The organism is Xanthomonas sp. 3498 (genome assembly GCF_014199795.1).
Lineage (GTDB): Bacteria > Pseudomonadota > Gammaproteobacteria > Xanthomonadales > Xanthomonadaceae > Xanthomonas_A > Xanthomonas_A rydalmerensis.
In genome coordinates this window covers 172,179-197,506 of sequence record NZ_JACHOH010000005.1, presented here as the reverse complement: position 1 = coordinate 197,506, position 25,328 = coordinate 172,179, and the positions used below count along the sequence as shown (strand labels likewise).

The 25,328-nt window shown below is 68.6% G+C and carries 8 protein-coding genes; 2 read left to right on the top strand and 6 right to left on the bottom strand.

Annotated elements, in window-relative coordinates:
- Positions 1-29: 29 nt before the first annotated feature.
- Together GGR66_RS15465 and GGR66_RS15460 are read right to left on the bottom strand one after the other, a co-directional pair.
- Positions 30-3,872 (bottom strand): translocation/assembly module TamB domain-containing protein, encoded by a 3,843-nt coding sequence (locus GGR66_RS15465; RefSeq protein WP_184448884.1) that lies wholly within the window; start codon positions 3,870-3,872, stop codon positions 30-32.
- The gene (locus GGR66_RS15460; RefSeq protein WP_160969160.1) at positions 3,869-5,650 is read right to left on the bottom strand and encodes an autotransporter assembly complex family protein; all 1,782 of its coding nucleotides are present in this window, start codon (positions 5,648-5,650) and stop codon (positions 3,869-3,871) included. Before GGR66_RS15460 ends, GGR66_RS15465 begins: the two co-directional genes overlap by 4 nt.
- Positions 5,651-5,869: 219 nt before the next feature.
- Between GGR66_RS15460 and GGR66_RS15455 the strand changes: the two genes are divergently transcribed.
- Together GGR66_RS15455 and GGR66_RS15450 are read left to right on the top strand one after the other, a co-directional pair.
- A complete protein-coding gene (locus tag GGR66_RS15455; protein ID WP_184448883.1) occupies positions 5,870-6,406 on the top strand; it encodes a GNAT family N-acetyltransferase in 537 nt (178 codons plus the stop codon).
- Positions 6,407-6,408: 2 nt separating this feature from the next.
- Positions 6,409-6,951, top strand: coding sequence for a DinB family protein (locus GGR66_RS15450; RefSeq protein ID WP_184448882.1), 543 nt, complete (start codon positions 6,409-6,411; stop codon positions 6,949-6,951).
- A 226-nt stretch (positions 6,952-7,177) separates the two neighbouring features.
- On the opposite strand, the gene GGR66_RS15445 is transcribed toward GGR66_RS15450, so the two are convergent.
- The 4 genes from GGR66_RS15445 to GGR66_RS15430 form a co-directional block, all read right to left on the bottom strand.
- Positions 7,178-7,828 carry a DUF480 domain-containing protein gene (locus tag GGR66_RS15445; RefSeq protein WP_184448881.1) on the bottom strand — a complete coding sequence of 217 codons (651 nt, stop codon included), beginning with the start codon at positions 7,826-7,828 and terminating at the stop codon, positions 7,178-7,180.
- A gap of 8 nt (positions 7,829-7,836) precedes the next feature.
- Positions 7,837-8,124 (bottom strand): hemagglutinin repeat-containing protein, encoded by a 288-nt coding sequence (locus GGR66_RS15440; RefSeq protein ID WP_184448880.1) that lies wholly within the window; start codon positions 8,122-8,124, stop codon positions 7,837-7,839.
- 146 nt (positions 8,125-8,270) lie between these two features.
- On the bottom strand, positions 8,271-8,738 hold the full coding sequence (locus GGR66_RS15435) for a hypothetical protein (RefSeq protein ID WP_184448879.1): 468 nt from the start codon (positions 8,736-8,738) through the stop codon (positions 8,271-8,273).
- Positions 8,728-25,275, bottom strand: coding sequence for a hemagglutinin repeat-containing protein (locus GGR66_RS15430; RefSeq protein WP_255421721.1), 16,548 nt, complete (start codon positions 25,273-25,275; stop codon positions 8,728-8,730). Before GGR66_RS15430 ends, GGR66_RS15435 begins: the two co-directional genes overlap by 11 nt.
- Between the last annotated feature and the right edge of the window lie 53 nt (positions 25,276-25,328).

Here is a 25,328-nt window from a genome sequence, read left to right as displayed (position 1 = left end):
AGGCAGTTTCATCGTCGCAGGGCCGCGCACTACTTCTCCTTCCGCCAATTCACCGACCCACGGTTCTCCACCGTGCTCGATTCCACCTCGGCGTCGAAGCCGCGGCCGAGCAGGTATTTCAGCGTCAATACCGAGCCGCTACCGATCAGCGACACGCCGTAGCTGACGTAGAGTTTCGGAGAGAGGTATTTACCGAAGCCCACCACCGAGCCGCCGAGGGCGCGCGACTGGCTGACGCCGGCGTCGTCGAAGCCGAGCTTGGCGCCAAGCTGCGAGGCGAGCAGGCCGCTGCCGGCCGACAGTGCGCTGGCCGCGGCGGTGACCTGGTCGGCTTCGGCGCTGCTGGTGTTGCTGAGGCTGCGGCCCAGTACGAGGTAGGACATGGCCTCGGATTGCGACATCGACGGGTCGGACCACACGTCCGCGTGCGGGGCGGTGGCGCGGCCGGTGACGTCGATGCCGGCGGTGACGTCGGCGACCTGGCGCTGGGCGCGGATGTTGATGCGCGGGTCGGAGACGATGTTGTTGCTCCAGGTGAGCTGGCCGCGGGTGATGGTCAGGTCCTGCCCGTACGCCTTGTACTTGCCGCTGACGTCCAGCCCGCCGGTGGCGGTCATTTCGCGGCCCTGCCGCGAGCGCACCTGCATGGCGCCGGTCAGCGCGCCCTTGAGGCCGAAGCCGGCCATCTTGACCTGGTCGCCCAGGGTCACGCGCAGGTCCATCTCCAGCGGCGAACTCGGCGCGGCCTCGGGATCGGCCGGGTCGAGCACCACCACGTCCTCGGACAGCGAGGTGCCGCGGTCCAGTCGTTCCAGGTCGATGTCGGCCGACGGCACGGTGACCTGGCCGCTCAGCATCATCGTCTTGTTGGCAATGCCGAACTGCAGGTCGGGATTGGCCACGGCGCGCAGTTCGGCGGTGTTGGACACCAGCACGTTGGTGCCGCGGATGTTCAACTGCAGCGGCGTGCTGTCGCCGTACCAGGACAAGCCGCCATCGACATTGAGCGTGCCTTCGCCGGACTTCACCGAGGCGACGATGCGCGCGGAGCCGTCCGGCTGCGCGTCGAAGCGGCCCTTGCCTTCGCTCAGGGTCAGGCCCAGCGCCGGCAGTTCGCCGGTGAAGTTGCTCAGCGTGGCGTCGCCGCCCATCGCCGGCTGCGAGCGGGTGCCGCGCAGGCTGACGTGGCCTTCGACCAGGCCCTTGGGCCGGACCAGGTCGGGCGAGAACAGTTCGAGCCAATACAGCTTCGACATGTTCATGTAGATCTCGCCGTTTAACGGCGCGTACGCGTCCCAGCCGGTGTCGACGGTGGCGTCGACGAAGCCGTCGCCCTGGAAGCCGATGCCGAGCTTGGAGTGGATGTGCTGGGCGCTGAAATCGGTGACGAAACTGAACTGGTCGTAGCGCAGCAGTTCGCCGCGCGCGTTGTCGCCCAGGCGCAGCCCGCCTTCGCGCGAGGCCAGGCGCAACGAGCCCTGCCAGGCATTGCCGGCCGGCTTGAAGCTGCCGTCGATGGACAGGTCGCCGCGCAGGTACATCTTGCGGCCGCTGTTGGGTGGCAGCCACGGCTGCACCAGGGCCAGCGGCAAGGCATCGCCGCGCAAGGTCAGGCCCTGCTTCGGCCAGTCGGCGGACACGCACAGCGCACCGCCGCTGCCCGGGGCCAGGCAGCTCTCGGACAGGCTGAAGGCGCTGCCGGCCACACTGAAATTGGCCGCCTGCCGCAGCTGCCACGGTTCGCCCTTGGCCGGGGCGATGCGCAGCGTGTTCAAGGCGCCCTGCCAGCGCGCGCCGTCGCGGCGCACCTGCCCGGCCAGGGCCAATGCGCCCATGTCGTTCTGGGTCTTGGCATCGAGTTGCAGGTTTTCGACCGCACCGCGCGCATCCACGCTCAGCGTCTGCAGCAGCACGCCGGCATTGAGTGCACTGCCGCGCAGGGCGAGTTCACCGCCGTTGCCGCGCCACGGCAGGCGCCCGCGCAGGCTGACGCTGTCGGCGCTGTAGCTGTCCCACTTCAGGCCGCTGCCGGTGAGGTCGGCGGTGAGGTCGGGAGCGTCGCGGCGTCCCTTGATCTGGACACTGCCGCGCAGGCTGCCGGCACCACCCGGCAGCAGGTCGGCCAGTTGCAGCGGCTGCAGTTGCGCGTCGATGTCGAGCTGGTCGCCGACCTTGCCCTGCGCCTGCAGACGGCTATCGCCCAGGCTCAGCTGCAGCTTGCCCTCGCCCTGGCTGCCCTGCAGCGCGAGCTTGGCGTTGGCGTCGAGAGGACGACTGCGCAGGTTTCCGTTCACGCGTGGAATATCGAGCGTGGCCTGGTAGCCGGCGGCGCTGCCGTCAGGCCGCGCCGGCAACTGCTTGCCCTGCGAAGCGAAGCTACCGGACAGCTTGCCGTCCCAGCCCGGTGCGAAGTAGCCCGGGTCGAACCCGGCCAGCGTGCCTTGCACGTCCCAGTTCAATTCCGGTACCCAGGCCACGTTGCCGCCCAGGTCGAGCGTGCCGCTGGGCATGGTCGCGCGCACCTGCTTCAGCTGCGCCTGGCGATCGTCGCCGCGCACGTCCAGCTGCAACTTGGCGCTGTCCTTGCCGCGGGCCACGGTGGCCTCGCCGTAGGTGGCCCACTGCTTCATCGTGCCGGCCACGCCGAGGTTGGCCTCGACCAGCTTGATCGGCACTGCAGGCGCGTTCGGGGTGGACGGATCCGGCGCGCTGGCGAAGCTCATGCCGCTGGCGTTGACCGCGAAGCGCAGCTGCGTGTTGTCGGGGTCGCGCAGATCGGCGGTGCCGCGCAGGCGCAGTTGCCCGTCGAAGGCGCGCAGTTGCAGCGGCGCGACCGTGAGCACCTGGTTGTCCAGGCTCAGGTGCGAGGGATCGAGCACGAGCTTTTGCCCGTCGCGCGACAGCTCGCCCTGCAGATCGGCATTGCCGCCCTTGCCCTTGGCATGCAGGTCGAAGGCCAGCGGCACGGACGCCGGCGCGTCGTCGGCCGGCGGCACCAGCAGCGACGGATCCAGCGCCTTGCTGCTGGCGGCGAATTCCCACACCGGATCGGTGCGGCCGGTGAACACCAGCGTGGCGCGCAGCGGCGCCGGTGCGTTGCCGGCAATGGCCACTTCCATCTTGTCCAGGTCGCCACGCGCGACCAGGCCCAGGCGCGCCGGGGTGCGCCCGCGCGCGGCCGGCAGCACCGCGCTGGCGGTGAGATCGGCCTTGTAGTCCTGTCCCGGCAGGTAGTCGCCATTGACGCGGAAATCGCCGCGGTCGCTGTTCACCACCACCTGGGTGGCGCGGAACTCGCCGTTGGCCACTTCCACGCCGCCGCGCAGCGTGCGGATGTCGATCATCGGCTGCTGCGCCTGAGTGATGCGCAGGCCATCGATGGCGATGCGGTCGGCCTGCAGGGCCAGCGGCACTTCGATCTGCGGCAGCGATTGCGGCCAGCGCGGCAGTTCGAACGGTTCGTCGCTCTTGGCCAGGTTGAGCGTGGCGTTGGTCAGTTCCAGCGCGTCCAGTTGCAGCTTGCGCCCAAGCAACGGGCGGATGTCCGGATCCAGGTAGGCGCGCTTGGCGGTGAAGTGGATCTCGTTGTAGCGGAAATCCAGGTTGTGCAGGGTCAGCGGGCCGGCCAGCGGGCCCTCGGCGCGCTCCCAGGTCAGGGTCGAGCCGGCCGGCAGCCGCGCCACCACCTGCGCCAGCAGCACGTCGCGCCCGGCCACGGTCTGCAGCAGCCAGTACAGCGCGATCACGGCAAGCAACAACAGGCCGGCAATGGTCAGCGCCGAACCCCACCAGAAGCGCTTGCGGCGATAGAAACGCGGGCGCCGCGGCGGCGGCGGCGCGGCGGGCGACGTCGGCTCCAGCGGCGCGCTCACAGATTGGCTCCGATGTTGAGATAGAGCTGGAACTGCGAATCCGGGTCGTTCAAGCCATGGGCGATGTCCACCCGCACCGGGCCGACCGGCGAACGCCAGCGCAGGCCGAAGCCGACGCCGGTGTGCCAGTCGGGCGTGTCGTCGAACGCGCTGCCGCTATCGACGAACACCGCGCCGCCCCATGGCCCGCCCTTGAAGTAGTGCTCGTACTCAGCGCTGCCGGTGAGCACGTGCTTGGCGCCGAGCGCGAAACGGTCCGGCCGCGGCGTGCGCGGGCCGACCTCGCGGAACGCATAGCCGCGGATGCTGTTGTCGCCGCCGGCGAAGAAACGCAAGCTCGGCGGCATCGCCACCAGCGCGTCGGTCCAGGTGCTGCCGGCTTCGCCGCGCAGGATCAGGCGGTCGTTGTCGCCGATGCCGTGGAACCAGTTCACCCGCATGTGCGCCTGCACGAAGCTGGCGTCCGACCCCACGCCCTCGGCGCCGCCGCGCAGGCTGATGTTGCCGCTGAAGCCCTTGCGCGGGAACACCTTGTCGTCGACGCCGACGTAATCGGCTTCGATCTGCGGATAGAACAGCGTGGAGGTCTGGTACAGCGCGCCGTCGAAGACCTCGTCGGTCGAGTAGCGCCAGCGTTCGCGCAGCGCGTTGATCGAGGCGATCGCGGTCCAGTGCTCGTTGATCTGTCCGCTGCGGCTGCCGGTGAGCTTGACGTTGCGCAGGTCGATGTAGTCGGTCTGCTCGTCGTAGACGCGCAACGAGGTGGTGTACCAGCCGTCGAGCCAGCGGAACGCCGGGATCCGGTAGCTGGTGATGAAGCTCTTGCGCTTCTGCGCGTAGTCCAGCTGGGTGCTGAGCTTGTGCCCGCGCGCGTTGACGTAGCGGCGGTCCACGCCCAGGCGCACGCCGGCGCCGCTCTCGCTGCCGTAGCTCAGGCCGGCGGTGTAGATGCTGCGCTTGGCGCGGGTGAGGTTGACGTCCACCGGCACGTCGCCGTTGGCGTCGGCCTCTTCCGGCTTGGGCTGGAGGTCGATCACGCTGAAGTAGTCGAGCTTGACCAGCGACTCGCGTAGGCGGTCGAGCTTGCCTTCGTGGTAATAGCTGCCTTCCTTCCAGTACACCAGGGGATCGAACAGCTTCTGGTTGAAGTAGTCCTGATGGAAGCGGATCGGGCCCATGTTGTAGCGGCGGCCGCTGTCCCAGCTCAGGTCGATGTCGGCGGCGTGGTCGGCGCGGGTCACCTCGACCTTGCGCTGGGTGAAGTCGGCATCGAAGTAACCGCGTTCGGCCAGGCGCCGGGTGATGGTGACCTTGCTGGTCTCATAGACGCTGCTGACGAAGATGTCGCCCTTGCGCGGACGGAAGTTCTTCAAGTCGTCGCCCAGGTAGCGGTCGTCCTCGGCCGGGCCGGTGATGCCCACATGGAAATTGCGCACCCGGATCGGCTCGCCCTTGTCCACGTGCACCACCACGGTCAGCTTGTCGTCCTGGCGCGGCGCCTCGACGGTGATGGTGGGGGTGAAGTAGCCGAACGGCTCCAGCGCCTGCCGGGTCTGCCGTTCGGCCTGGCTCAGGAGGTACTCCAGGCGCGACTCGCCCTGGTCCTTGCCGATGGCGTCGTACAGCGACAGCGAGACCTGGATGTTCTCGATCATCGCCGCGTCGTCGTCCTTGTTCAGGCCCTGGATCTGCACCTTTTCGATGACGCCGCGGGCCTCGGCGAGGCCGGCCAGGGAGAGCAGGGACAGGACGATGGCGAGACGGGGGATGGGTCGCATGGGCGTCAGAATACCGGCACCCCATGTGAAGCTGTTAACTAGACGTTTGTTATGCGTGACCGGGATGTCGGGTGCGGAAGCCTCTGCGCAGGGGATTTCGCGCTTCCCGGACCTAACTGCGTCAAGGCGTCTACACGGGGAAACGCGGGTGCGCCGGCGCCGCTTGCCAAGCCGTGGCGACGGCGCCACGCTGGCGCCCCCGACCCGCAGGAGCGCCGCATGTCCACCGTGATCGAGACCGCGCGCCTCGTACTGCGCCGACTGGACCCCGAGCGCGACGCCGCGCCGATGCTGGCCCTGCTCAACGACCCCGACTTCCTGGCGCACATCGGCGACCGCGGCGTGCGCGACGAAACACAGGCCAGCCGCTACCTCGCCGACGGCTCGGTGCGCAGCTACGCCGAACACGGCTTCGGCCTGTATGCGGTGGAGCGCCGCGACGATGGCGCCTGGCTCGGCGTGGCCGGGCTGGTGCTGCGACCGACCCTGCCCGCGCCCGACCTGGGCTATGCCTTGCTGCAACCCTACGCGGGCCAGGGCTACGCCAGCGAAGCGGCGCGCGCGGTGCTGGACTACGCGCGCACCGTGCTGGCGCTGCTGCGCGTCTACGCCATTGTGGCCCCAGGCAATGCGCGCTCGCTGCGCCTGCTCGCCGCGCTGGGCTTCGTCGCCCAGGGGCGCGTGCGCCTGAGCCCGGAGGCGGCCGAGGTCGACCTGCATCGTTGCGAACTACATGCGCCCCAGGAGCGCGCCTGAGTATGGACACCTTGCACACACTGCGGCTGTTCGCCAACTACAGCCAGTGGATGAACCAGCGTCTCTACGCCGCAGCCGCGACCCTGCCGGACGACGCCATCACCCAGCCGCGCGGCGCCTTCTTCGGTTCGCTGTTGGGCACACTCAACCATCTGGTGGTGGCCGACACGATCTGGCTGCAGCGCTTCGCCCAGCATCCTGCACGCCATCCGGCGCTGCAGGCCATCGCCGCCACGCCAGTCCCCGCCGCCCTGAATGCGCCGCAGGCCGACTGCCTGGCGGACCTGCGGACGCAGCGCGAGGTTCTGGATGCGACGATCGCCGAGTGGATGTCGCAACTGCATGCCGACGACCTCGACGTGGCGCTGCGCTATCGCAATACCCGTGGCGAATCGCAGGGGCGGCGCTTCGGCGACCTGCTGCTGCATTTCTTCAACCACCAGACCCACCATCGCGGCCAGGCGACCACATTGCTCAGCCAGGCGGGTGCCGATGTCGGCGTGACCGATATGCTGGCGGTAATTCCGCAGGTGGAGATGGGGTGATCTTGCGATCGCGGGGCGCTGCGCTTGGTGCGTGCCTTGATGTTTAGGGCACCCCTGTAGTAACGCGCCCTTGCCGTGGTTTTGCGGGGCCTGTCGTCGCGATTGTAGGAGCGGCTTCAGCCGCGACAGACGATCCAGGGAATGCGCGTCGCGGCTGAAGCCGCTCCTAGAAGTGAGCGTTCTTTGGTCAACCGGGGGCTTCGTTTAGAAGCCCGTCCACGCAGCGTCACTCGTGCGCGAGCTGCCCCTGCAACTGCGCCACGATCTCGCGCAGCTCCGCCACCTCGGCCTCCAGCGCCTGCACCCGGCTTTCCAACTCGTCATGCCCCGACGCCGCCGGCCGTGCTTTGAACGTGGCCGCCAGCGCCTCCGCATCCACCGGACCGGCGAGCAAGTGCATGTAACGGTCCTCGCGCTGCCCACTGGCGCGTGGCAACTGCACCGCCAACTGGCGCTGGGCCAACCGTTCCAACTGATGACGGACGTCATCCGCATCGGCAAAGCGCGCCATGCGCTCGGCGCGCGTCAGCAACTCATTGACCGTCTGCGGGCCGCGCAACAGCAGCAGGCCGAGCAAGGCCACCTGCTGCTGGGTCAGATCCAGCGCCGACGCCAGCCGATGCTCGTAGCGCTCGGCGCGCGAAGAGAACTGCTGCCGCACCAGGCCGCGCCCCTCCAGTTGCCGCAGCGCATGCTGCACATCGCCGGGACTCACCGACATCACCGGCTCGCGCGAGGTCTTCTGATTGGCCGCCACCACCGTCGCATTGACCGTGAGCGGATACGCATCCGGCGTGGTCGTCTCCTTCTCGATCAGGCAGCCGAGTGCGCGGGCTTCGATGGCGGAGAGAATGGGAATGGTGGGGGTGTCGGTCATCGTGTGGGCTACTTGCTGGTCAGGGGCGAAGCATACTGCTTGAGAGTTTCGGCTCTGCGGGCTGCTGCCGTACCGCTCGTGGTGCCTTCCTTGACAGGTTGTTGCCGAAGGTCAGGCTGGTGCCATCGCCACCACGCATCAGCTTGGACTCGTCGCGCAGCGGTCGGCTGCAGTGTGAGGTTGTTGCCCGCCAGCAGCGCGGCGCTGTTGTCGGCCTGCACGGTGGTGCCGGTGAGGCTGAGGTCGCGGCCGGCCTGCAGCAGCAGGTTGTTGCCGGCGCTGACGCCCGAACGCATATCGCGGGTGGTGCTGGTCAGGTCGCGGCCGGCGATCTAGCCGCCGAGGTTGAGCAGGTCCTGATTGGCCTGCAGCACCACCGTGCCGCTGGACACGATGCGGCCCTGGTTGAGCAGGTTGCCGACGTTAGCGCTGACGGTAATGCTCAAGGTATATGACTTGACACTTCGGGGAATGCACTCTGGATATGTTTGGCGAGGCCCTCCAAGTCATCATAAGCGATAGGACCAAACCCTGGCTCATACGTGGCTAAATACTGGCTCGAGGATAAACCCAACTTTAATGCCTGTTCTTTTACTTCCCACAATCTGCTTGGCCCTATTGTCCAATTTGTTCCAGGCAAGCCCTCACGCTTGTGCTCATGCAACATCCAGCGAACCCTCCCACAATAACTTTCTACTGCAATCTTAATCCTCTTTATGATTGCCTCACACTCATCTTCAAATCTAAATGCAATATATGGCGGATATTCACTTCGATCCACCTTCTCAAAATGATCACCAAACCAAACGTTGGGCTGTCGCTGCTGATATCTTCTCCATTCCAAAGGACTTATTTCATATAGAAAGTTCAGCAACCATCCCTCAGGCGCTTCAATTTTTTTAACGTCCATTTAATCCTCTCAATTTATCTGAAATAGTCACACCCCCGGGATTCATACCTCTGACATGACGCTCCCAATCCCCTTTAGGGATGGGATTAGGCGACAAGCGGGGATCATATACATAGCGGCCATCTGTGTAAACTTGGTGGTAGAACTGCCCTGACTCCTGGGCACCATTCTCAAACAGCGTCAAAGTGCCAGATTGCCTCGGCCTAACTTCAATAACCTTACCTTTGCCACCTGCAGCATTAAACAGCTTGGTGGCAATTTCTGAACAATCCACGTGCTCACATGCAGCCATGTTTTTAATACTTGGGCTTCCCATTGCGTCAACAACTGACTTGTTTGGCGGGAAGTCTGGATTAACAGAACGGAAAGGGCGACTCATGCCCGGCGGAATGAAATCTCCGACAAGATCCGCCCCCTTTCTTGCAGCCTCTAGAGCCTCCTCGGACGCATAAATCTCACCAACTGGTCCTTGGATGACTAGATCACCCTCCGGGTTATATACACGTCTAAACCCCTGTGGCAGCTTGCCCGTCTCATCCGCGGCTGCTCCTGCCGAGTTCATTGTGCGGTAGCCCGGGGGAAGCTCCGGAAAACCGCTTAAGGCAGAGGTGTCAATCGCGTTGCCTCTCGGCACATCAGACGCAATGTTCGACGCCGAGACGTCGTCACCCCTGCGCAGAACCGTTCTTCCTGCCGTGCTACCCGCCGTTTCAACAACCTCACCCACCGGCTTCAAGGCATTGACCGGCTCGAGGGTAGTGATAGGCAACGTGGTGGCTGACCTACCCAGACCGGGAACCACACCGGATGGAACAAATCCAACCAGGGAATAGAGCGCTTCTGCATAAGGCGTGGGTAGCCCTGTCTTGCTCAGCAGCATCCCGCCTAATGTGGACGTCGTCTCACCCGTCGCTACGGTTCTAGCGCCAGCAACAGCCTGATCGGCACCCCACGGTATTAGCAAACATGAAATGCCCGTCTCTGCACATCCTGCTGCGCCTGTCGATATGGCCGCCGAGCCCGCTGCTGTTTGCAGCACACCACCCAAGCGAGCAAAAGGATGCCCATTGCTGTTGTCCCATTTGATTACACCATCTTTTATGGCATCGCCTGAGCTGTAATCAAAAAGTTGCTTTTCCGACGGGATCCCTGTTTTTGCGGCAGTATATGAACTGTAGTCCTGGTAAATTTGCCCAGCGAGCAAGTCGCGTATTTGTCCGTATTCATCGGCTGCTCCCTTCGCTTCAAGTGCGCCCCAGAATGCTTTTTCTGGAGTTCCATCCGCAAATTGTGCTGAGCATTTCACACGTGCGCACGCAGCAGCAGTGAGGTCCGCCTGCAGCTGGACATCGCCCTTGCTTAGTTCCTTGATCCGGTTGATTTCTGTATCCGTCAGCATGCGGTTGTTTTCGACCGCATTGCGTGCGATCGCGCTTCCGACCGCCGCGTCGTTCAAGCTTCCGCCCGTGATCCCGCCGACCAGGGCGCTAACTGCTTGCGACAGCGCCAGGATGGTTTGCTTGTCCTGCTCGGATAGGTCGCTCGGCTTGGCGTCGGCGCCGTAGAGCGTCTTTGTCAGATACTGGGCCGCCAGTTCACCACCAGCGCCGACCAACGCGCCGCCGCCGGCCGAGCTGCCGTTGGCTTCGGCCAGCACAGCGCCCAGCAACGCATGCGAAAGCAATTGCGCGGCCGCATTCGGGTCGCTGCCGTGGTCGCCGTCGAAGGTCCGTCCGATCAGTTGCGCCGCATACGGCGCCAGCGCATTGCTCGCCACCTGCGTGCCGCTCTGGCCGGACATACCGCCCACCAGTGCGGTGGTCACCGCCTGCAACGCACGGCTGTAATCGCCGCCCGTACCCCATTGCGTTTGGCTGGTATAGGCATCGCGGTAGGCTGCGCTCTGGCTCAGCAGCAGGTCCTGTTGCTGCGCTGGGTTCAGTTTCGCGAACGCCTCTTGCTGATCGCCGTTGAGGCCTTCCAGGTACGCCTCGCGCGCCTCGGCGGTCTTTTTCGCCGCATTGGCCGCGATATCGCCCGCCACCTGCTGACTGGTCTCCAGTACCGTTCCAGCCGCCGCGCCCATGGCTTGCTGCTCGGCCAACACTTTGCGCACGTCCGGCAGCGTCGCCAGCGCCTCGTTCGCCTTGCTGGCATCGGTGTTGATGCCCGTCTCCGTTGCCGTGGTGCGCTTGCCGCCGATCGTGATGTTGCCTTCGGTCAGCGTGGCACGCGTGGTCGTGCTGTCCTTGCCGCTCTCGGACATCGGCAGGCTACCGCCCAACCCACCACTGTTAACCTGACCATAGTTGCCGTTGGCGATGTTGCTGCCGATGTTCTTGGCTTGATCGCCCGCGCTCACTGCCACTGGATTGCCGTTGGCATCGGTGGCCGGCTTACCGCTGCTGCCGAACCCTCCACTCAGGCTACCCGAGCTGGCCGAGTAGCCCATCTGGTTCTGCAGATCGCTGAAGGTCAGCGACGTGGCCGTCAGTTCGCTGTTGTCCGCATTGGTGCTGGCGATCGCGCCGCCGATCAGGTTCACGTTGCCCGCATCGACGTGGTAGCCGCCCTTGCCCGCGAACAGGCCCGATTGTTCGGTCACGCCGGTGGAGCTGCCGTTGGCCTTGGCGGTGCTGGCATAGCCGCTGGCATCCCAGGCGGTGCCGAAGGACACCTGGATGCGGCCGCCATAGCCGCTCTCCTTGGACTGGATGTTCGACGTGTCCTGCAGCGACTCGATGGTCAGGTCGCCGCCGGTCTGTACGTCGATGCGGTCGGCCTTGGCCACTGCGCCGCGCAACGTCGTGTCGCCCTTCGAGGTGAGGGAAATGTTCTGCGCGGCCAGCTCGGTATTCTTCCAAGTCGCGCTGTCGGCGTTGGAGGAATGACTGCCGACGCTGGCCTGCGCATAGGCATAGACGCCGGTCTGCGCGCCGACCGAGGCGCCCACGCCCACTTCAAGGCCGGCGTTGCTGCCCTTGCTCTGCTCCGAGCCCGAGGACTTGCCTGCTTCCAATACCAGGTCGCGTGCTGCGTCCAGGCTCAGCGTGTCGCCCGCCTTCAGGTTGCCCTGCACCACGTGCAGGTCGCCGCTGGTGCTGGTCAGGCTGACGTTGCCGCCGCCGCTGATCGTCGAACCTTGCGCGGTCTGGCTGCCGGCCTTGTACTTCTCCGTGCTGGTGGCATAGCCCACGCCGGCTTCCACGCTGACCAGCGTGCCGCTGCCGGCGCCGCCGGCCATGCTGCTGATGGCACTAGCGGTCTGGTAGCCGTTAGCCAGCGCCGCCATGCCCTGCATCGCCGACAGCCTGCCGTCGGAGTTGCGTGCCGCATCGACGTTGTTGATCAGGTCGATCAGCGGCGATTTCACCCGCGCGAACGCGCCGATCTTGAGCGTATCGTCCTGCGAGGAGGCCGCGTGGCTGTCGTTGGCGGTGAGCAACTGGATCGTGGCCGCGGTGATGTCCACGTCCTTGGCCGCGACCACGTTGCTGGCGCTCTGCGTGTAGATGCCGCCCGCGCTCAGGTTGACGTTGCCGCCCAGGCTGCCGACGCTGCTGGCCACCTGCGTCACCGTGGCGTTGTCGTCGCGGTGCTTCTCAGTGTGATAGCCGGAGAAGCGCTCGGTATCGGAGATGACCACCGTGCCGATCGCCTTGTTGTCCGAGACGTTGGCGTTGCCGGCGGTATCCTGCCCGCTCTGGATGGTCAGGTCGCCGGCGGCGTGCATGTTCACATCGCCCTTTGCCGCGATGTTGCTCGCGGTCAGGGTGATGTCGCCCTTGGTCGTGCTCAGGCTGGCGTTGCCGCCCACCGACAGTTGCGTGCCGGTGATGGTATCGGTCTGGCCGTTGCCGTTGCCCTTCAGGTTGTAGTTGCCGAATGGCAGGCCCGCCGCATTGTTGAAGCTCCAGCCCTTGCCGCGGCTGTCGTTGCCGCTGGACTGGGTGGTATGCGCCACGCCCAGGTCGATGTTCTGGCTCGCCAGCAACAGCGCATTGCCCTCGGCAGACAGTTGCGTGCCCTGGCTGGTGATCGAGCCGTCGCTGGCGAGCAGGGTCAGGTTGCCGCCGGCGCTGACCTGGCTAACCCGCGCGGTGCTGGTGCTGTCGTTCTGACCGGCAGTGGAGCGGTGCGACCCGGCCTGGATCACCACCGGCGTCAGCGCCGCCGCGGTGCCGGCCATGTCGCCTTCAGCCCGACGACTGAGCTTGCCCATGGTCGAGCCGCTGTCAGGCATGTTGCTGGTCGCCGAATCGCGTGCGCTGCGATACGCCGCGGCCGGGTCGTAGGTCACGCCGATGGAGAAGCCGCTGGACTTGCTCGACTGGTTGGACTGCTTGTCCACCGTGTCCTGACCGGCGAGCAGCGCGATGTCCTTCGCCGCTAGGGTCACGTCCTTGCCCGCTGCAACGTCGGATGCACCGATGGTCAGCTGATCGCCGGCACTGATCAGCAGATTGCCGTGCTTGGCACCGACTGCCGAGGCCACCTCAGTGGTGCTCTCGGTGCTGCTGTCGTTGCTGCTGCGCGACTTGCCATAGCCGAGGCTGGCCACGCCGCCGGAGAAGCTGGCGCTGAAGCCGGACTTCTTCTGGGCGCTGCTGTGCGCCTCGCTGCTATGGTCCTGCGCCGCGACGATGGCCACATCGTTGCCGGCCACCAGGCGCGCGTCCTGCTGCGCCAGCACGGTCGAGCCGACCACGGCGATGTCGTTGCCTGCCTTGATCTGCACGCTGCCGGCGTCGAGCGAAGTGCCAACGGCCAAGCTGTCGTGCCACTCATCGTGCGTGGTCGTGGTCTTGCTGGACAGGAAGCCCTTTTTCTTCTTCTGCATGTCCTGCACGGCATCGTGCTGCTCTTGTGCGACGAGCAGGTTGACATCGTTGCCAGCGGACACGGCGAGAGCGCCCTTGTCGGTGAACACATTGGCCGCGGTCAGATTCACGTCGTGGCCGGACTGCAGAGCGATGTCGCCGCCTGCGGTGAACTCGCTGCCGTGGACGGTCTCGTCGCGGGTGCTGGTGGTCTGCTTGAAGCGCTTGCGCGTCTCCAAGGTGGTGCTGCTGTCGACCGTGGTGAGCGTGGTGCTGTTGAGGTCGTTGCCTGCGACCACCGCCAGGCCATTGCCGGCGTCGAGCTTGGCGGCGGTCAGGTTGACATCGTGGCCGGCGCTGAGCAGCAGGTTGCCGCCGGCGGTGAGCGCCTGCTGGTCGATGTCCTGAGTGGTCGTCGTCGTGACGACCTTGGTCTTGCCCTGGCGGGTCTGGTCGGTGACGGTGCGGCTGTCGCCCAGCACCGAGGTGACATTGAGATCGTGTCCGGCCGCGGCGATCAGGTTGCCGCCGGCGGTGACCTGCGCCTGTCGGATGGTGAGGTCGTTGCCGGCGGCCAGCTGCAGGCTGCCGCCGGTATCGATGCTGGTGCGCACCGTGGCCTTGCCATTGGCATCGGTGACCGGGGTCAGCGACAAGTCGTGCCCGGCCTGCAGCGCGGCGTCGCCGCCGGCGGCGATCGCCACGCCGTGCAGTTGCAGGTCGTTGCCGGCCTGCAGCGACAGGTTGTTGCCGACGGTCAGGCTAGTCAGATCGCCACCGCGCAGCAATCCGGACTCGTTGCGCAGTGCGGTCGGCTGCAGGGTCAGGTTGTTGCCCGCCAGCAGCGCGGCGCTGTTGCCGGCCTGCACGGTGGTACCGGTGAGGCTGAGGTCACGACCGGCCTGCAGCAGCAGGTTGTTGCCGGCAGTGATGCCCGAACGCAGGTCGCCGCCAGCGACGGCGTCGCGGGTGGTACTGGTCAGGTCGCGACCAGCACTGAGCAGCACGTCGCGGCCGGCGATCTGGCCGCCGAGGTTGAGCAGGTCCTGATTGGCCTGCAACGCCACGGTGCCACCGGACACGATGCGGCCCTGGTTGAGCAGGTTGCCGACGTTGGCGCTGACGTTGGCGCCGCTGATGGTGCCGGTGTTGCTCAGGCCGGCGGTGGCGTTGAGCGAGACGTCGCCGTTGTCGCTGGCCAGCAGCGCGCCATCGCTGCGCAGGGTCAGCGCGGTCTTGGACGACAGGTAGACCACGGGCACCAGCACCTTCTGGCCCTGGTACTCCTGTTCGACCATCCACACGATGTCGTGGGTCAGCGCGGCGACCTGCGCGGCGGTGAGGGCCACGCCCACGCTCAGGTGCAGGGTGCCGGCCTCGGCGACGCCGCCATCGAGCAGTGCGCGGTACTGGGCCACGCCGTCGGCGTAGTTGCCCAGGTAGCGGCGGCCGGTGAGCTGGGTGATCTGGTCCAGCACCAGGCGTTGTTCGTAGAAGCCGTCGCCCAGGCGGGTCTGGGTCCACTGCGGGTCCACGCCGAGCTTGTCCAGCAGGTAGTCGCTGCTGATGAAGTTGTTGTAGTCGACGAAGCGCGGATCGGTCTCGATCAGGTAGCGGCGACCGGGGGCGCCGTTGTTGGCCTTGACCCCGCCCAGGCCGTTGGCGGCGCGGCCCAGCGCGTTGGGATTGGCGCCGTTGCTGCCGACCAGGCGGTACAGCCCGCCCATCGGCAGCACGATGTTGCCCAGCGGCGCGCCGACGCCACCGACTACCTGCGGGACCTGGCCGGTGCCCGGGTCGATCTGCTGGTACTGGCCGGGCACCGTTCCGCCGGTCAGCACCGCCTGCGCGCCGTTGGCCTGAACCTGGCTGCGGCTGCCGTTGCCGGCGCCGCCGAGCTGGGCCTGCACGCCGGTGGCCTGGACATTGGAGGCATTGACGGCGCTGCTGCCGTTCAGAGCGGTCTGGACCCCCTGCGCATGGACGTCGACCGCAGTCGCGTCGGTAGTGCCGACGAGGCTGCCGCGACCGTCATCGACACGGATCTGGCCGAATCCGGCGGCGGCAATGCGGTTGCCGACACTGGCGCCGCCCGTGGCGGCAGCGGTCTGCGCCTGCACGGCGATACCGCCAGCGCCGTCGGCGCTCTTGGTGACGTACCGGTTCAGGCCTCCGCCCTGGGTGGCGTTGAAGGAGGCGCCGCCGATGCTGCGGCCATCGCTGCCGACGGCGCCGTTGCTGATCGTGGCGCCGCTGATCGCCACGCCCTGCCCGCCGGTCATGTTGGCGGCGAGGGCGGTGTAGCTGGAGTCGACCGTGGTGCTGGACAATTCCGTCTGCGTGCTGTCGTACCCGCAGATCGGTTTTTTGCCCTTGTTGATTCCCGATACAGGCGTTCCCGCACAGTCGTCGATGTAGGCGGTGACCTTGTGCTCGACATCGCGCTGGACCACCTGCTGCTTCAGGGCAAGCGCCTGGTTCAACACCGACTCGCCATTGTTGATCATGCCGTCGTACAGGCCGGCGACACCGCGCTGGTTGACCATCAGCGCGCCAGCGGCAGCAATCGTCGATGCGTTGTTGGTCACACTGCCGGACAGGGCAATGTTGCCGCCCGCAGCGATTCGGCCTTCCGCGCTGGCTGCGATCAGGCGCTCGCGCTGCTCGACCGAATAGCTGCGGAACACGCCTGGGGCTTCGCCCCGATACGGCGTGTAGATGTAGTACGGAACCTTGGGATAGACGATGCTTCTGCTGTCGATCCGTTCGCTCGGCATCGCCGCGTTTGCCGCTGCCTTGTCCGCGTCCGACAGCGGGCCGGTCTGCGTGTTCAGCACCCGCCGCCGGTTATTGATCTGATTGGCCGCAATCAGGATGCTGCCATCGGCCTCGATGCTGCCGGACACATTGTCCAGCGTGCCAGTGCGCGCAGTGAGCGTGCCGCTGCCGTCGCGCGCGGCGCCGATGGCGATGTTGCCGAGGCTGAAGATGCGCGCGTCGCGGTTGACCAACTGGTCGCGCACCAGCAGGGTCATGCCGCTGGTGGCGCCGATCAGCGCGCTGCCGTAGGCGGCGTTGTCGGTGGCGCCGCCCAGATCGGCGCCGTTGATCAGGGTGCCGGTGTCCACCAGCACGTTGCCGCCGACCAGGCTGCCGGTGTTGCTCACCGACCCAGCAGTGACCTGCAGGTTGCCGCTGGCGGAAATGTCGCCGGCGTTGCCGACGCTGCCGCCGGTGTTCAACTGCACGTTGCCCGAGCGCATGCTGGCGCCGGCAAGGTTGCTGATGTTGCTGGCGTTGATGCCGAGGCTGCGCCCGGCCTGCAGCGCCGAGGCATTGACGAAGTTGCCGCCCACTGCCAGGCGGAAATCGCCGTTGCTGGTGATGTCGGCACCGGCGCGATGGGTGTAGTCGCTGTGGATGGTCAGGTCGAGCAGGTTCTGGCCGAGGATGCTGCCGCCGCCGTCGAAGCCGACAGTGTCGATGACCACGTCGCCCGCACCGCCGGCGCTGCTGCCGGCACCGATCTGGCCGCCGCTGTTGCTCAGGTTCTGCAGGGCCAGGCGCACCGCCTGTTCGGCCTTGATCTTGCCGTTGCGGTTGTCGAGCGTGGCGCCGTTGCGTTGCAGCAGCATGCTGGCGCCGGCGTAGACGCTGCCGCCCTGGTTGTCGAGCGCGTTGGTGTTGGCGATCAGATCGCCGCCGGCCACCAGTTGCCCGCTGCCGTTGGCGATGCTGGCCGCGTCGAGCACCACGCTGCCGCGCCCGCCCAGGCTGCCGCCGACATTGCGCAGGTCCCCACCGGTGGTGAGCCGGGTCAGGCCGCCGCCGTTGTTGACAATGCTGCCCTGGCTGTTGTCGATGCGGCCGCCGGACAGGGTCATGACGTTGCCGCTGTCGAGCTGGCCGCCGCTGTTGAGCAGCGCGCCATTGACGGCGACGGTGAGATCGCGCGCGGCGCCGATGCGGCCGCTCTGGTGATTGTCGAGCTGGCCACGCGCGGTCAGTGCCAGGTCGCGGCCGGCCTGCAGGGTGCCGGCGCTGTTACTGACGTTCTCTGCGCCCAGGGTCAGATCGGTGCTGGCACCGATCACGCCGGAGTCGTTGTTCAACGTATGCGCCAGATCCACGCGCAGGTCGCCACCGGCACCGCCACTGCTCAGCGCCTGCATGGTGCCGCCGCGGTTTTCGAGGCTGTCGGCGCGCAGTACCAGGCTGCCGCCGGTGGCCTGCACCACGCCCAGGCGGTTGTCGAGCGCACCGCTGCCCAGTTGCAGGTTCAAGCCGCGCCCGGACACGCTGCCGCCGATGTTGCCCAGGCCGGCCGCGGTGACACTGGCATCGCCGGCCGCGGCGATGGCGCCGCCCTGGTTGTCGAGCGTGTTGCCGGCGCTGAGCTGCAGCTGGCCCTGGGTGAGGATGCGGCCGCCGGCATTGCCGAGGGCACCAGCGCTGCTCACCGTGAGGGTGCCGCTACCGGCGTGTTCGATGCGCCCTTGCGCGTTGTTGATCGACGCCGCGCCCAGTTGCAGGTCGCTGCCGTTGCTGACCAGACGGCCGCTGCCGTTGTCGAACGCGCCGGTGACGGCGATGCGGGTGGTGCCGGTGCCGCTCTGCAGCAGGCTGCCGCTGCCATTGCGCAGCGTGCCCGCGCCCAGGTCCAGGCCCGCCGCCTGCAGCGTGCCACCGACGCCGTTGAGCGCGCTGTTGTCCAGCGCGCCACCGGCGCGCACGGTGAGCTGGCCGCCGGCGAGCAGGTCGGCGCCGCGATGGTCCACGTCGCCGCTCGCGGTCAGGGTGGCGTTGCCGCCGACACGGGTGGTGCTGCCGGCCAGCGCCAGCTGCGTGGCGTCGGCGGCGAGGTTGCCGGCGGCGATCAGGCGGCCGCTGGCGCTGAGCGTGCCATCGGCATGCAGGGTCAGCGCGCCGCTGTTGCCGAGGCTGCCGTCGCTGCGCACACCGGCCGCGGCCACGCCGCCGATGGCCACATCGCCGCCGCTCAGGCGCAGGTTGCCGCTGGACAGGGTCTGCCCGGCGTTGTCGATGCGCTGGCCCTGCAGCGCGATGTCGGCGCCGTTGACGGTGCCGTGCTGGAGCACGCCGGCGTCGCTGCCGAGCACGACCTGGTTGGCGCTGAGCGTGCCGGCCACGGTCAGGTCGCCGTGTGATTGCAGTTGCAGGGTGGTCGCGGCACTGAGCGCGCCGCTCTGGTTCAGTGCACCGCCGGCCTGCGCGCTGAATGCACCGGCAGACGCCAGGGTGCCGCCCAGAGTCAGATCGCCCTGGCTGACCAGGGCGACATCGCCGCTCTCGCTGCCGAGCTGGCCGCTGCTGGCGACGCTGGCGGCCTGCACGCGCAGGGCGTTGCCGCCGATCAGGTCGCCGCGGTTGTCGACCGCACCGTTGGCGGTGAGCGCCAGGCGCTGCACGCCGTAGCTGCGCCCGGTCTGCTGCAGCGAGCCCACGTCCAGCTGCAGACGCTGGCGCGCACGCAGCGCGCCGGCGTTGCTGAGCAGGCCGCTGACGGTGAACGTGCCATTGCCCAGGGCGGCGAGCATGCCGCTGGCGCTGTTGGTAGCGCTGGCGGCGGTGAGGCTCAGATCGGTGCCGGCGACGACCTGGGCGGCGTTGTTGAGTGCGCCGGTGGCGTGCAGATCGAGGGTCGAGGCCGCCTGCACCAAGCCGCCGAGGGCGAGGTCGCCGGTGCTGGTCATCGCCAGGGTGGTGCCGGCATCGGCGGTGCCCTGGCTGTCGATGGCCGCGCCGCTCAGACGCAGTGCGCCGGCGCTGTGCAGCACGCTCTGGCTGCCACTGCGCAGGGTGCCGCCGGCTTGCAGGGTGGCGTCCTGGCCGGCGCTGAGGCTGCCGTTCACTTGCAGGTCGCGCTGTGCCTGCGCCTGCAGTCCCTGGGTGGTGGCGAGTTGCCCGCCCAAGGTCAAGTCGCGGCCGGCGCGCAGGTCCAGCGCTTGCGCGCTGAGCGTGCCGGCCTGCAGCAGATCGCCCTGCGCTTGGGCGCTAAGCTGGGTGGCTGCGGCGACGGTGCCGCCCAACTGCAGGTCGCCCTGGCTGGTCAGCGCCACCTGGCCGCTCTGGCTGCCGAGTTGGCCGGTGCTGGCGATACGCGCGGCGTCGAGTTGCAGGTCGCGCTTGGCGATCAGGTCGCCCTGGCTGTCGACGGCGCCAGTGGCGTGCAGGGTCAGCGCGTCGCCGGCGTAGGCCTGGCCGCTGTGCTGCAGGTTGCCGACCTGCAAGGTCATGGCCTGGCCGGACTGCAGGGTGCCGGCATTGGCGAGGGTGCCGGCCGTGGTCAGGGCCAGCGCGCCGCGCGCGCCGAGGCTGGCGCCGGCGGCGTTGACGATGCCGGCAGCGGTGACGGTGAGATCGCGCCCGGCCAGCACCTGCGCGGCATTGGTCAGCTGGGTGCCGGCGGCGAGCGCGACATCGCGCCCCGCCTGGGCCACGCCGGCCAAGGCCAACGTGCCGTCGCTGCGCAGGCCCAGATCGGTGGCGGCGTCGAGCGTGCCGCGGCTGTCGATGCTGCCGCCCTGCAGGGTGATCGCGCCGGCCGTGCTCTGCAGCACGGCGGCGTTGCCGATGACCACGCTGGCGCCTTGCAACTGCAGGTCGCCGGTGGTCAGGGCCTGGCCATCGATGCTCAGGGCGCGCTGCGCCTGCAGCGTCGCCGTGGAGCCGCTTTGCAACGCACCGGCAATGCCGACGTCGCGCCCGGTCAGGGCGACGGCCCCGGCCTTGGCGACGCCATCCAGCCGCAGATCGCCTAGCGCGGTGGCGCTCAACGCCTGTGCAGCGACGATGCTGCCGCCCAATTGCAGGTCGCCCTGGCTGGTCAGCGCCACCTGGCCGCTCTGGCTGCCGAGTTGGCCGGTGCTGGCGATGCGTGCGGCGTCGAGTTGCAGGTCGCGCTTGGCGATCAGGTCGCCCTGGCTGTCGACGGCGCCGGTGGCGTGCAGGGTCAGCGCGTCGCCGGCGTAGGCCTGGCCGCTGTGCTGCAGGTTGCCGACCTGCAAGGTCATGGCCTGGCCGGACTGCAGGGTGCCGGCGTTGGCGAGGGTACCGCCCGTGGTCAGGGCCAGCGCACCGCGCGCGCCGAGGCTGGCGCCGGTGGCGTTGGCGATGCCGGCAGCGGTGACGGTGAGATCGCGCCCGGCCAGCACCTGCGCGGCATTGGTCAACTGGGTGCCGGCGGTGAGCACGACATCGCGCCCGGCCTGGGCCACGCCGGCCACGGCCAGCGTGCCGTCGCTGCGCAGGCCCAGATCGGTGGCGGCGTCGAGCGTGCCGCGGCTGTCGATGCTGCCGCCCTGCAGGGTGATCGCGCCCGCCGTGCTCTGCAGGACCGCGGCGTTGCCGGTGGCGACGCTTGCACCCTGCAACTGCAGGTCGCCGGTGGTCAGGGCCTGGCCATCAACGCTCAGGGCGCGCTGCGCCTGCAGCGTCGCGTTGGTCGCGCTCTGCAACCCACCGGCGAGGCCGACATCGCGCCCGCTCAGGGCGATCGCGCGCGCCTTTGCCACGCCGTCCAGGCGCAGGTCGCCCTGCGCGGTGGCGCTGAGCGCCTGCGCGGCGATCACGCTGCCGCCCAGTTGCAGGTCGCCCTGGCTGGTGAGCGTGACCTGGCCGTTCTGGCTGCCGAGTTGGCCGCTGTTGCTGAGGCTGCCCACGTCCACCAACAGATCGCCGCCGGCGATCACGTTGCCGCGGTTGTCCACCGCGCCGCTGCTGCGCAGGGTCAATGCCTGGCCGGTGGAGAGTGTGCCGCTATGCTGTAGGCTGCCGGCCTGCAGCTGCAGCGATTGTTCGCCGCGCAGCAGGCCGGCGTTGTCGAGCAGTCCATCGACGTGCAGGTCCAGTCCGCGACCGGCGGCCAGCGTGCCGGCGGATCGGTTGACCGCACTCGCCGCCTGCAGCTGCAGATCGCGCCCGGCCACAACCCGGGCGCTGTTGTCGAACGCACCCGTAGCCGTCAGCAGCACGTCGCCACCGCCCTGGGCGATGCCGGCCAGGCGCAGCGTGTCCTGGCTGCGCAGGGTCAGGTCGGTGCCGGCGTCGAGCGCACCTTGGCTGTCGATGCTGCCGCCGTCCACGGCGATGTCCGCCGTGCTCTGCAACACCGCGGCGCTGCCAGTGCCGACGCTGGCGCCACGCAGGTGCACGCTGCCGCCAGCCAGTGCCTGACCGTCCAGTTGCAGCGCGCGTTGCGCCTGCGCCTGCAGGGTGCTGGCGCTCTGCGTGGTGCCGGCGAGAGTCAGGTCGCGCCCGGCATCCAACTGCACGGACTGCGCCTTGCTGGTGCCGCCGTGCAGCAGATCGCCCGCCGCCTGCAGGTGCAGCGCGGTGCCGGCGACCTGGGTACCGGCGAGTTGCAGGTCGCCGGCGCTGGTCACGCTCAGTTGGCCGTCCTGACTGCCGAGCTGGCCGCTGCTGGCGACGCTGCTGGCGGTGATCGCCACGTCATGCTTGCCGATCAGATCGCCGGTGTTGCCGAGTGCGGTCGCCGCCTGCACGGTCAACGTGTCGCCGGCGTAGGTACGGCCACTCTGTTGCAGGCTGCCGACGCGCAAGCTCGCGGCCTGGCCGGCCTGTACCAGGCCGGCATTGTCGAAGTTGCCCTGCACGTCGGCGTCGAGCGCCGCCTGGGCAAGCAATTGGCCCTGCGCCTGGTTGCTGGCACTGGCGGCGGTGAGTTGCAGCGCGCGGCCGGCGAACACCTTGGCCTGGTTGTCGAGGTTGCCGTCGGCCAGCACTGCGACGTCGCGCCCGGCCTGGGCGATGCCGGCCAGGTGGATGTCGCCCGTACTGTGCAGCCGCAGATCGGTGCCCGCGTCCAGCGCGCCCTGGCTATCCAGCGCCGCCGTCTCCACCTGCAGGGCGGTTGCGCTCTGCAGAATTGCGCCGGTGGCGAGTGCAACGCTGGCGGCATTGACGCCGACCGCGCCGTTCGCGCTGGCCTGGCCGTCCACGCGCAGCGCGCGTTGCGCCTGCAGTTGCAGGGTGTCGGTGCTCTGCACGGTGCCGGCCACGCCCAGGTCGCCCGCGGCAGCGAGCTGCACGCCGGCCGCACGCAGGCTGCCGCGCTGCTGCAGATCGCCCAGCGCCTGCGCGTTCAAGGCACCGGCGGCCGCGACCACGCCATCGAGTTGCACGTCGCCGCGGCTGTTCAGCACGACCTGGCCGTGCTGGCTGCCGAGCTGGCCGCTGCTGGCGAGACTGCCGGCATCGATCTGCACATCGCTACCGCCGACCAGGTCGCCCTGGTTGGCGACGGCGCCATCGACGGTCAGGGTCAGCGTGGTGCCGGCATTGGCCGAGCCGGTCTGCGCGAGGCTGCCGGCGCGCAGGCTGAGCGCGCCGCCCGCGTACAGGTGGCCGTCGTTGGACAGCGCGCTGGCGCTGGTCAGGCTGGCGTCGCCCAGGGCCGACAGACTGGCGCCGGCAGCGTTGCCGAGACTGCCGGCGCTGGCGCTGAGTGCGCCGCCGGCCACCACCTGCGCCTGGTTCTGCAGCGCCCCGGCGCCGGTCAGGGTGAGGTCGCCACGCGACTGCGCGGTGCCGGCCAGCGACAGGTCGCCGGCGCTGCGCAGCGCCAGGGTCGTGCCGGCATCCAGCACGCCGGCCTGGGCGATGCTGGCGCCGTCCAGCGCCAGTGCGCCGCCGGTCTGCACCTGTCCGCTCTGCAGCAACGCGCCCTGCGCGTGCAGCGTGGCGTTGCCGCCGGCGGCCAGGGTGGCGCTGCTGCGCAACTGGCCGTCGGCGCTCAACTGCAGGTCGCCATCGGTGCGGATCACGCCGTCCAGCGCGGCGTCGCCGGTGGTCTGCAGCTGCGCGCTGCCCGCGCGCAAGGTGCCCGATTGGAGCAAGATGCCGCCGGCCTGCGCGGTCAGCGCGCCCTTCGCCGCCACCTGCCCGGCCAGGGCCAGGTCGCCGCGGCTGCGCAGGGCGACGTCGCCACCCTGGCTGCCGAGTTCGCCGCTGCTGAGCAGTTGCGCCGCGTCCACGCTCAGCGCCCCGCCGGCAACCAGGCTGCCGCTGTTGCTCAGCGCCGCGGTCGTGGCGAGCGTGGCGTTGCGGCCGGCGTAGCTGCCGCCGCTGTTGCCGACGCTGGCCGCGTCGATGCGCAGATCGCGTCCGGCATACAGCGTGCCGGCGTTGTCGAGCGTGCCTGGCGTTGCCAACGCAATGTCGCCGCCGGCCGAGACCACCGCACCGGCCGCATTGCCGATCGCCGCCGCGCCCAGGTCCAGGCGCCCGCCGGCGCTGAGCTGACCGAGCGTGTCCAGGCGTCCGCCGGCCTGCACGCTGGCGTCCTGCCAGGATTGCGCCAACCCGGACAGGCGCATGTCGGCATCGCTGCGCAAGCTGAGGCCCGCACCGGCGTCGAGCGCGCCGGCGGCATCGATCCGCGCCGCCTGCACCGCGAGGCGACCGGCGCTCTGCACGGTACCGCCGCGCTGCAGCCAGGCCGCTCCGGCCTGCAGTTGCGCCGCGCCGCCGGCATAGGCGCTGCCGCTGCTGCGCAACTCGCCGCTGGCGCTCAGCGACAGATCGCCGCCGCTGTAGAGGCTGCCGCCGGCGTCCAGTTCCGAACCGAACAGGGTGATGGCGCCGGCGCTGCTGCGCCCGCTGTGCGTCAGCGCGCCGCTGGCGGCGGCGTCGAGCAGGCCATGGGCGATGGTGTCGCCGCTCAACGCCAGTTGCGCGGCGCGCAGGCGCACGCCGGCCTGCTGCGAGCCGAGCACGCCCTGCTGGCTCAGCGCACCCGCCGCGTGCAGGTCGACATCGTCACGTGCCACCGCAGTGCCGGCGAGGCTGAGCTGCCCGGCGCTGTCGATCTGCAGGCTGCCGCTCTGCGCGGACAGGGTGCCGCGGCTGACCACGCCGACACCGGCTTCGGTGGCGATCAGGCGGATGCGGTCGGCGTACATGCCGCCCAGGTACGCCACATCGATGCCGATCGCCGGCGGTGCGCCGTCGCTGCCCGGCAGCACCTCCAGCAACATGCCGTCGTAGCCGATGCGCTGCGCACCGGCACTGGCCAGCAGATCCTTGGCCCACACCGACCCGCCCACGCTCAACTGTCGCGACAGCAGGTCCAGGCGATCGACGTTGTAGGCGTCCAGGCCGTTGCTGCCGACGCTCAGCGCGCCGCCGGTGATGGAGAAGCCGTTCAGGGCGCCATCGGCGCCGAGCAGCGGGGTGCCGGTGGCCAGGGTGACGCGCGAGGTGTTGAGGAAGCCGCAGCCGTCGCAGACGATGCCGTTGGGATTGGCGATCACCAGCTGCGCCTTGGCCCCGGCGATTTCGGTATAGCCCTGCAGGCGGCTGGTGGTGGAGGTGACTTCGTTGAGGATCAGCGTGGCCGCGCCGCTGTTCTTCAGGTTGTCGTTGCCGGCGATGTAGCCGCCGAGCTCGGTCTTGGAGATCTGCTCGCTGTTGTTGAGGATCAGGCCGTTGCTGCCGACGTCGAAGCGCGAATAGCGGTTGTGCGAGACGCCACGCGCGTTGGGGGCGACGATGTCCACCACCGGCACGCCGTTGGCCGCGGCCTGTTGCCCGGGCTGGCGCCCGTCCGGATTGGCGACCGGCGCGACCTGCGCGTACAGCGGCAGCGAGGTCCAGGTGACGGTGCAGCACAGCAGGGCGGCGAGGCCGCGCTTGAGCGGCTCGAGCAGGCGGTGGCGGCGATCGGTACGGTCCATGTGCATCGTCGTCTCTCTCGTGCCGCCCAAGGCGGCAAATCCATTGCGTTGCC

Bases quoted from the DNA above. Each gene is read 5' to 3' on its own strand.
- GGR66_RS15460 (WP_160969160.1), bottom strand. From the start codon at position 5,650: ATGCGACCCATCCCCCGTCTCGCCATCGTCCTGTCCCTGCTCTCCCTG.
- GGR66_RS15455 (WP_184448883.1), top strand. From the start codon at position 5,870: ATGTCCACCGTGATCGAGACCGCGCGCCTCGTACTGCGCCGACTGGAC.
- GGR66_RS15450 (WP_184448882.1), top strand. From the start codon at position 6,409: ATGGACACCTTGCACACACTGCGGCTGTTCGCCAACTACAGCCAGTGG.
- GGR66_RS15445 (WP_184448881.1), bottom strand. From the start codon at position 7,828: ATGACCGACACCCCCACCATTCCCATTCTCTCCGCCATCGAAGCCCGC.
- GGR66_RS15440 (WP_184448880.1), bottom strand. From the start codon at position 8,124: ATGCGTTCGGGCGTCAGCGCCGGCAACAACCTGCTGCTGCAGGCCGGC.
- GGR66_RS15435 (WP_184448879.1), bottom strand. From the start codon at position 8,738: ATGGACGTTAAAAAAATTGAAGCGCCTGAGGGATGGTTGCTGAACTTT.
- GGR66_RS15430 (WP_255421721.1), bottom strand. From the start codon at position 25,275: ATGGACCGTACCGATCGCCGCCACCGCCTGCTCGAGCCGCTCAAGCGC.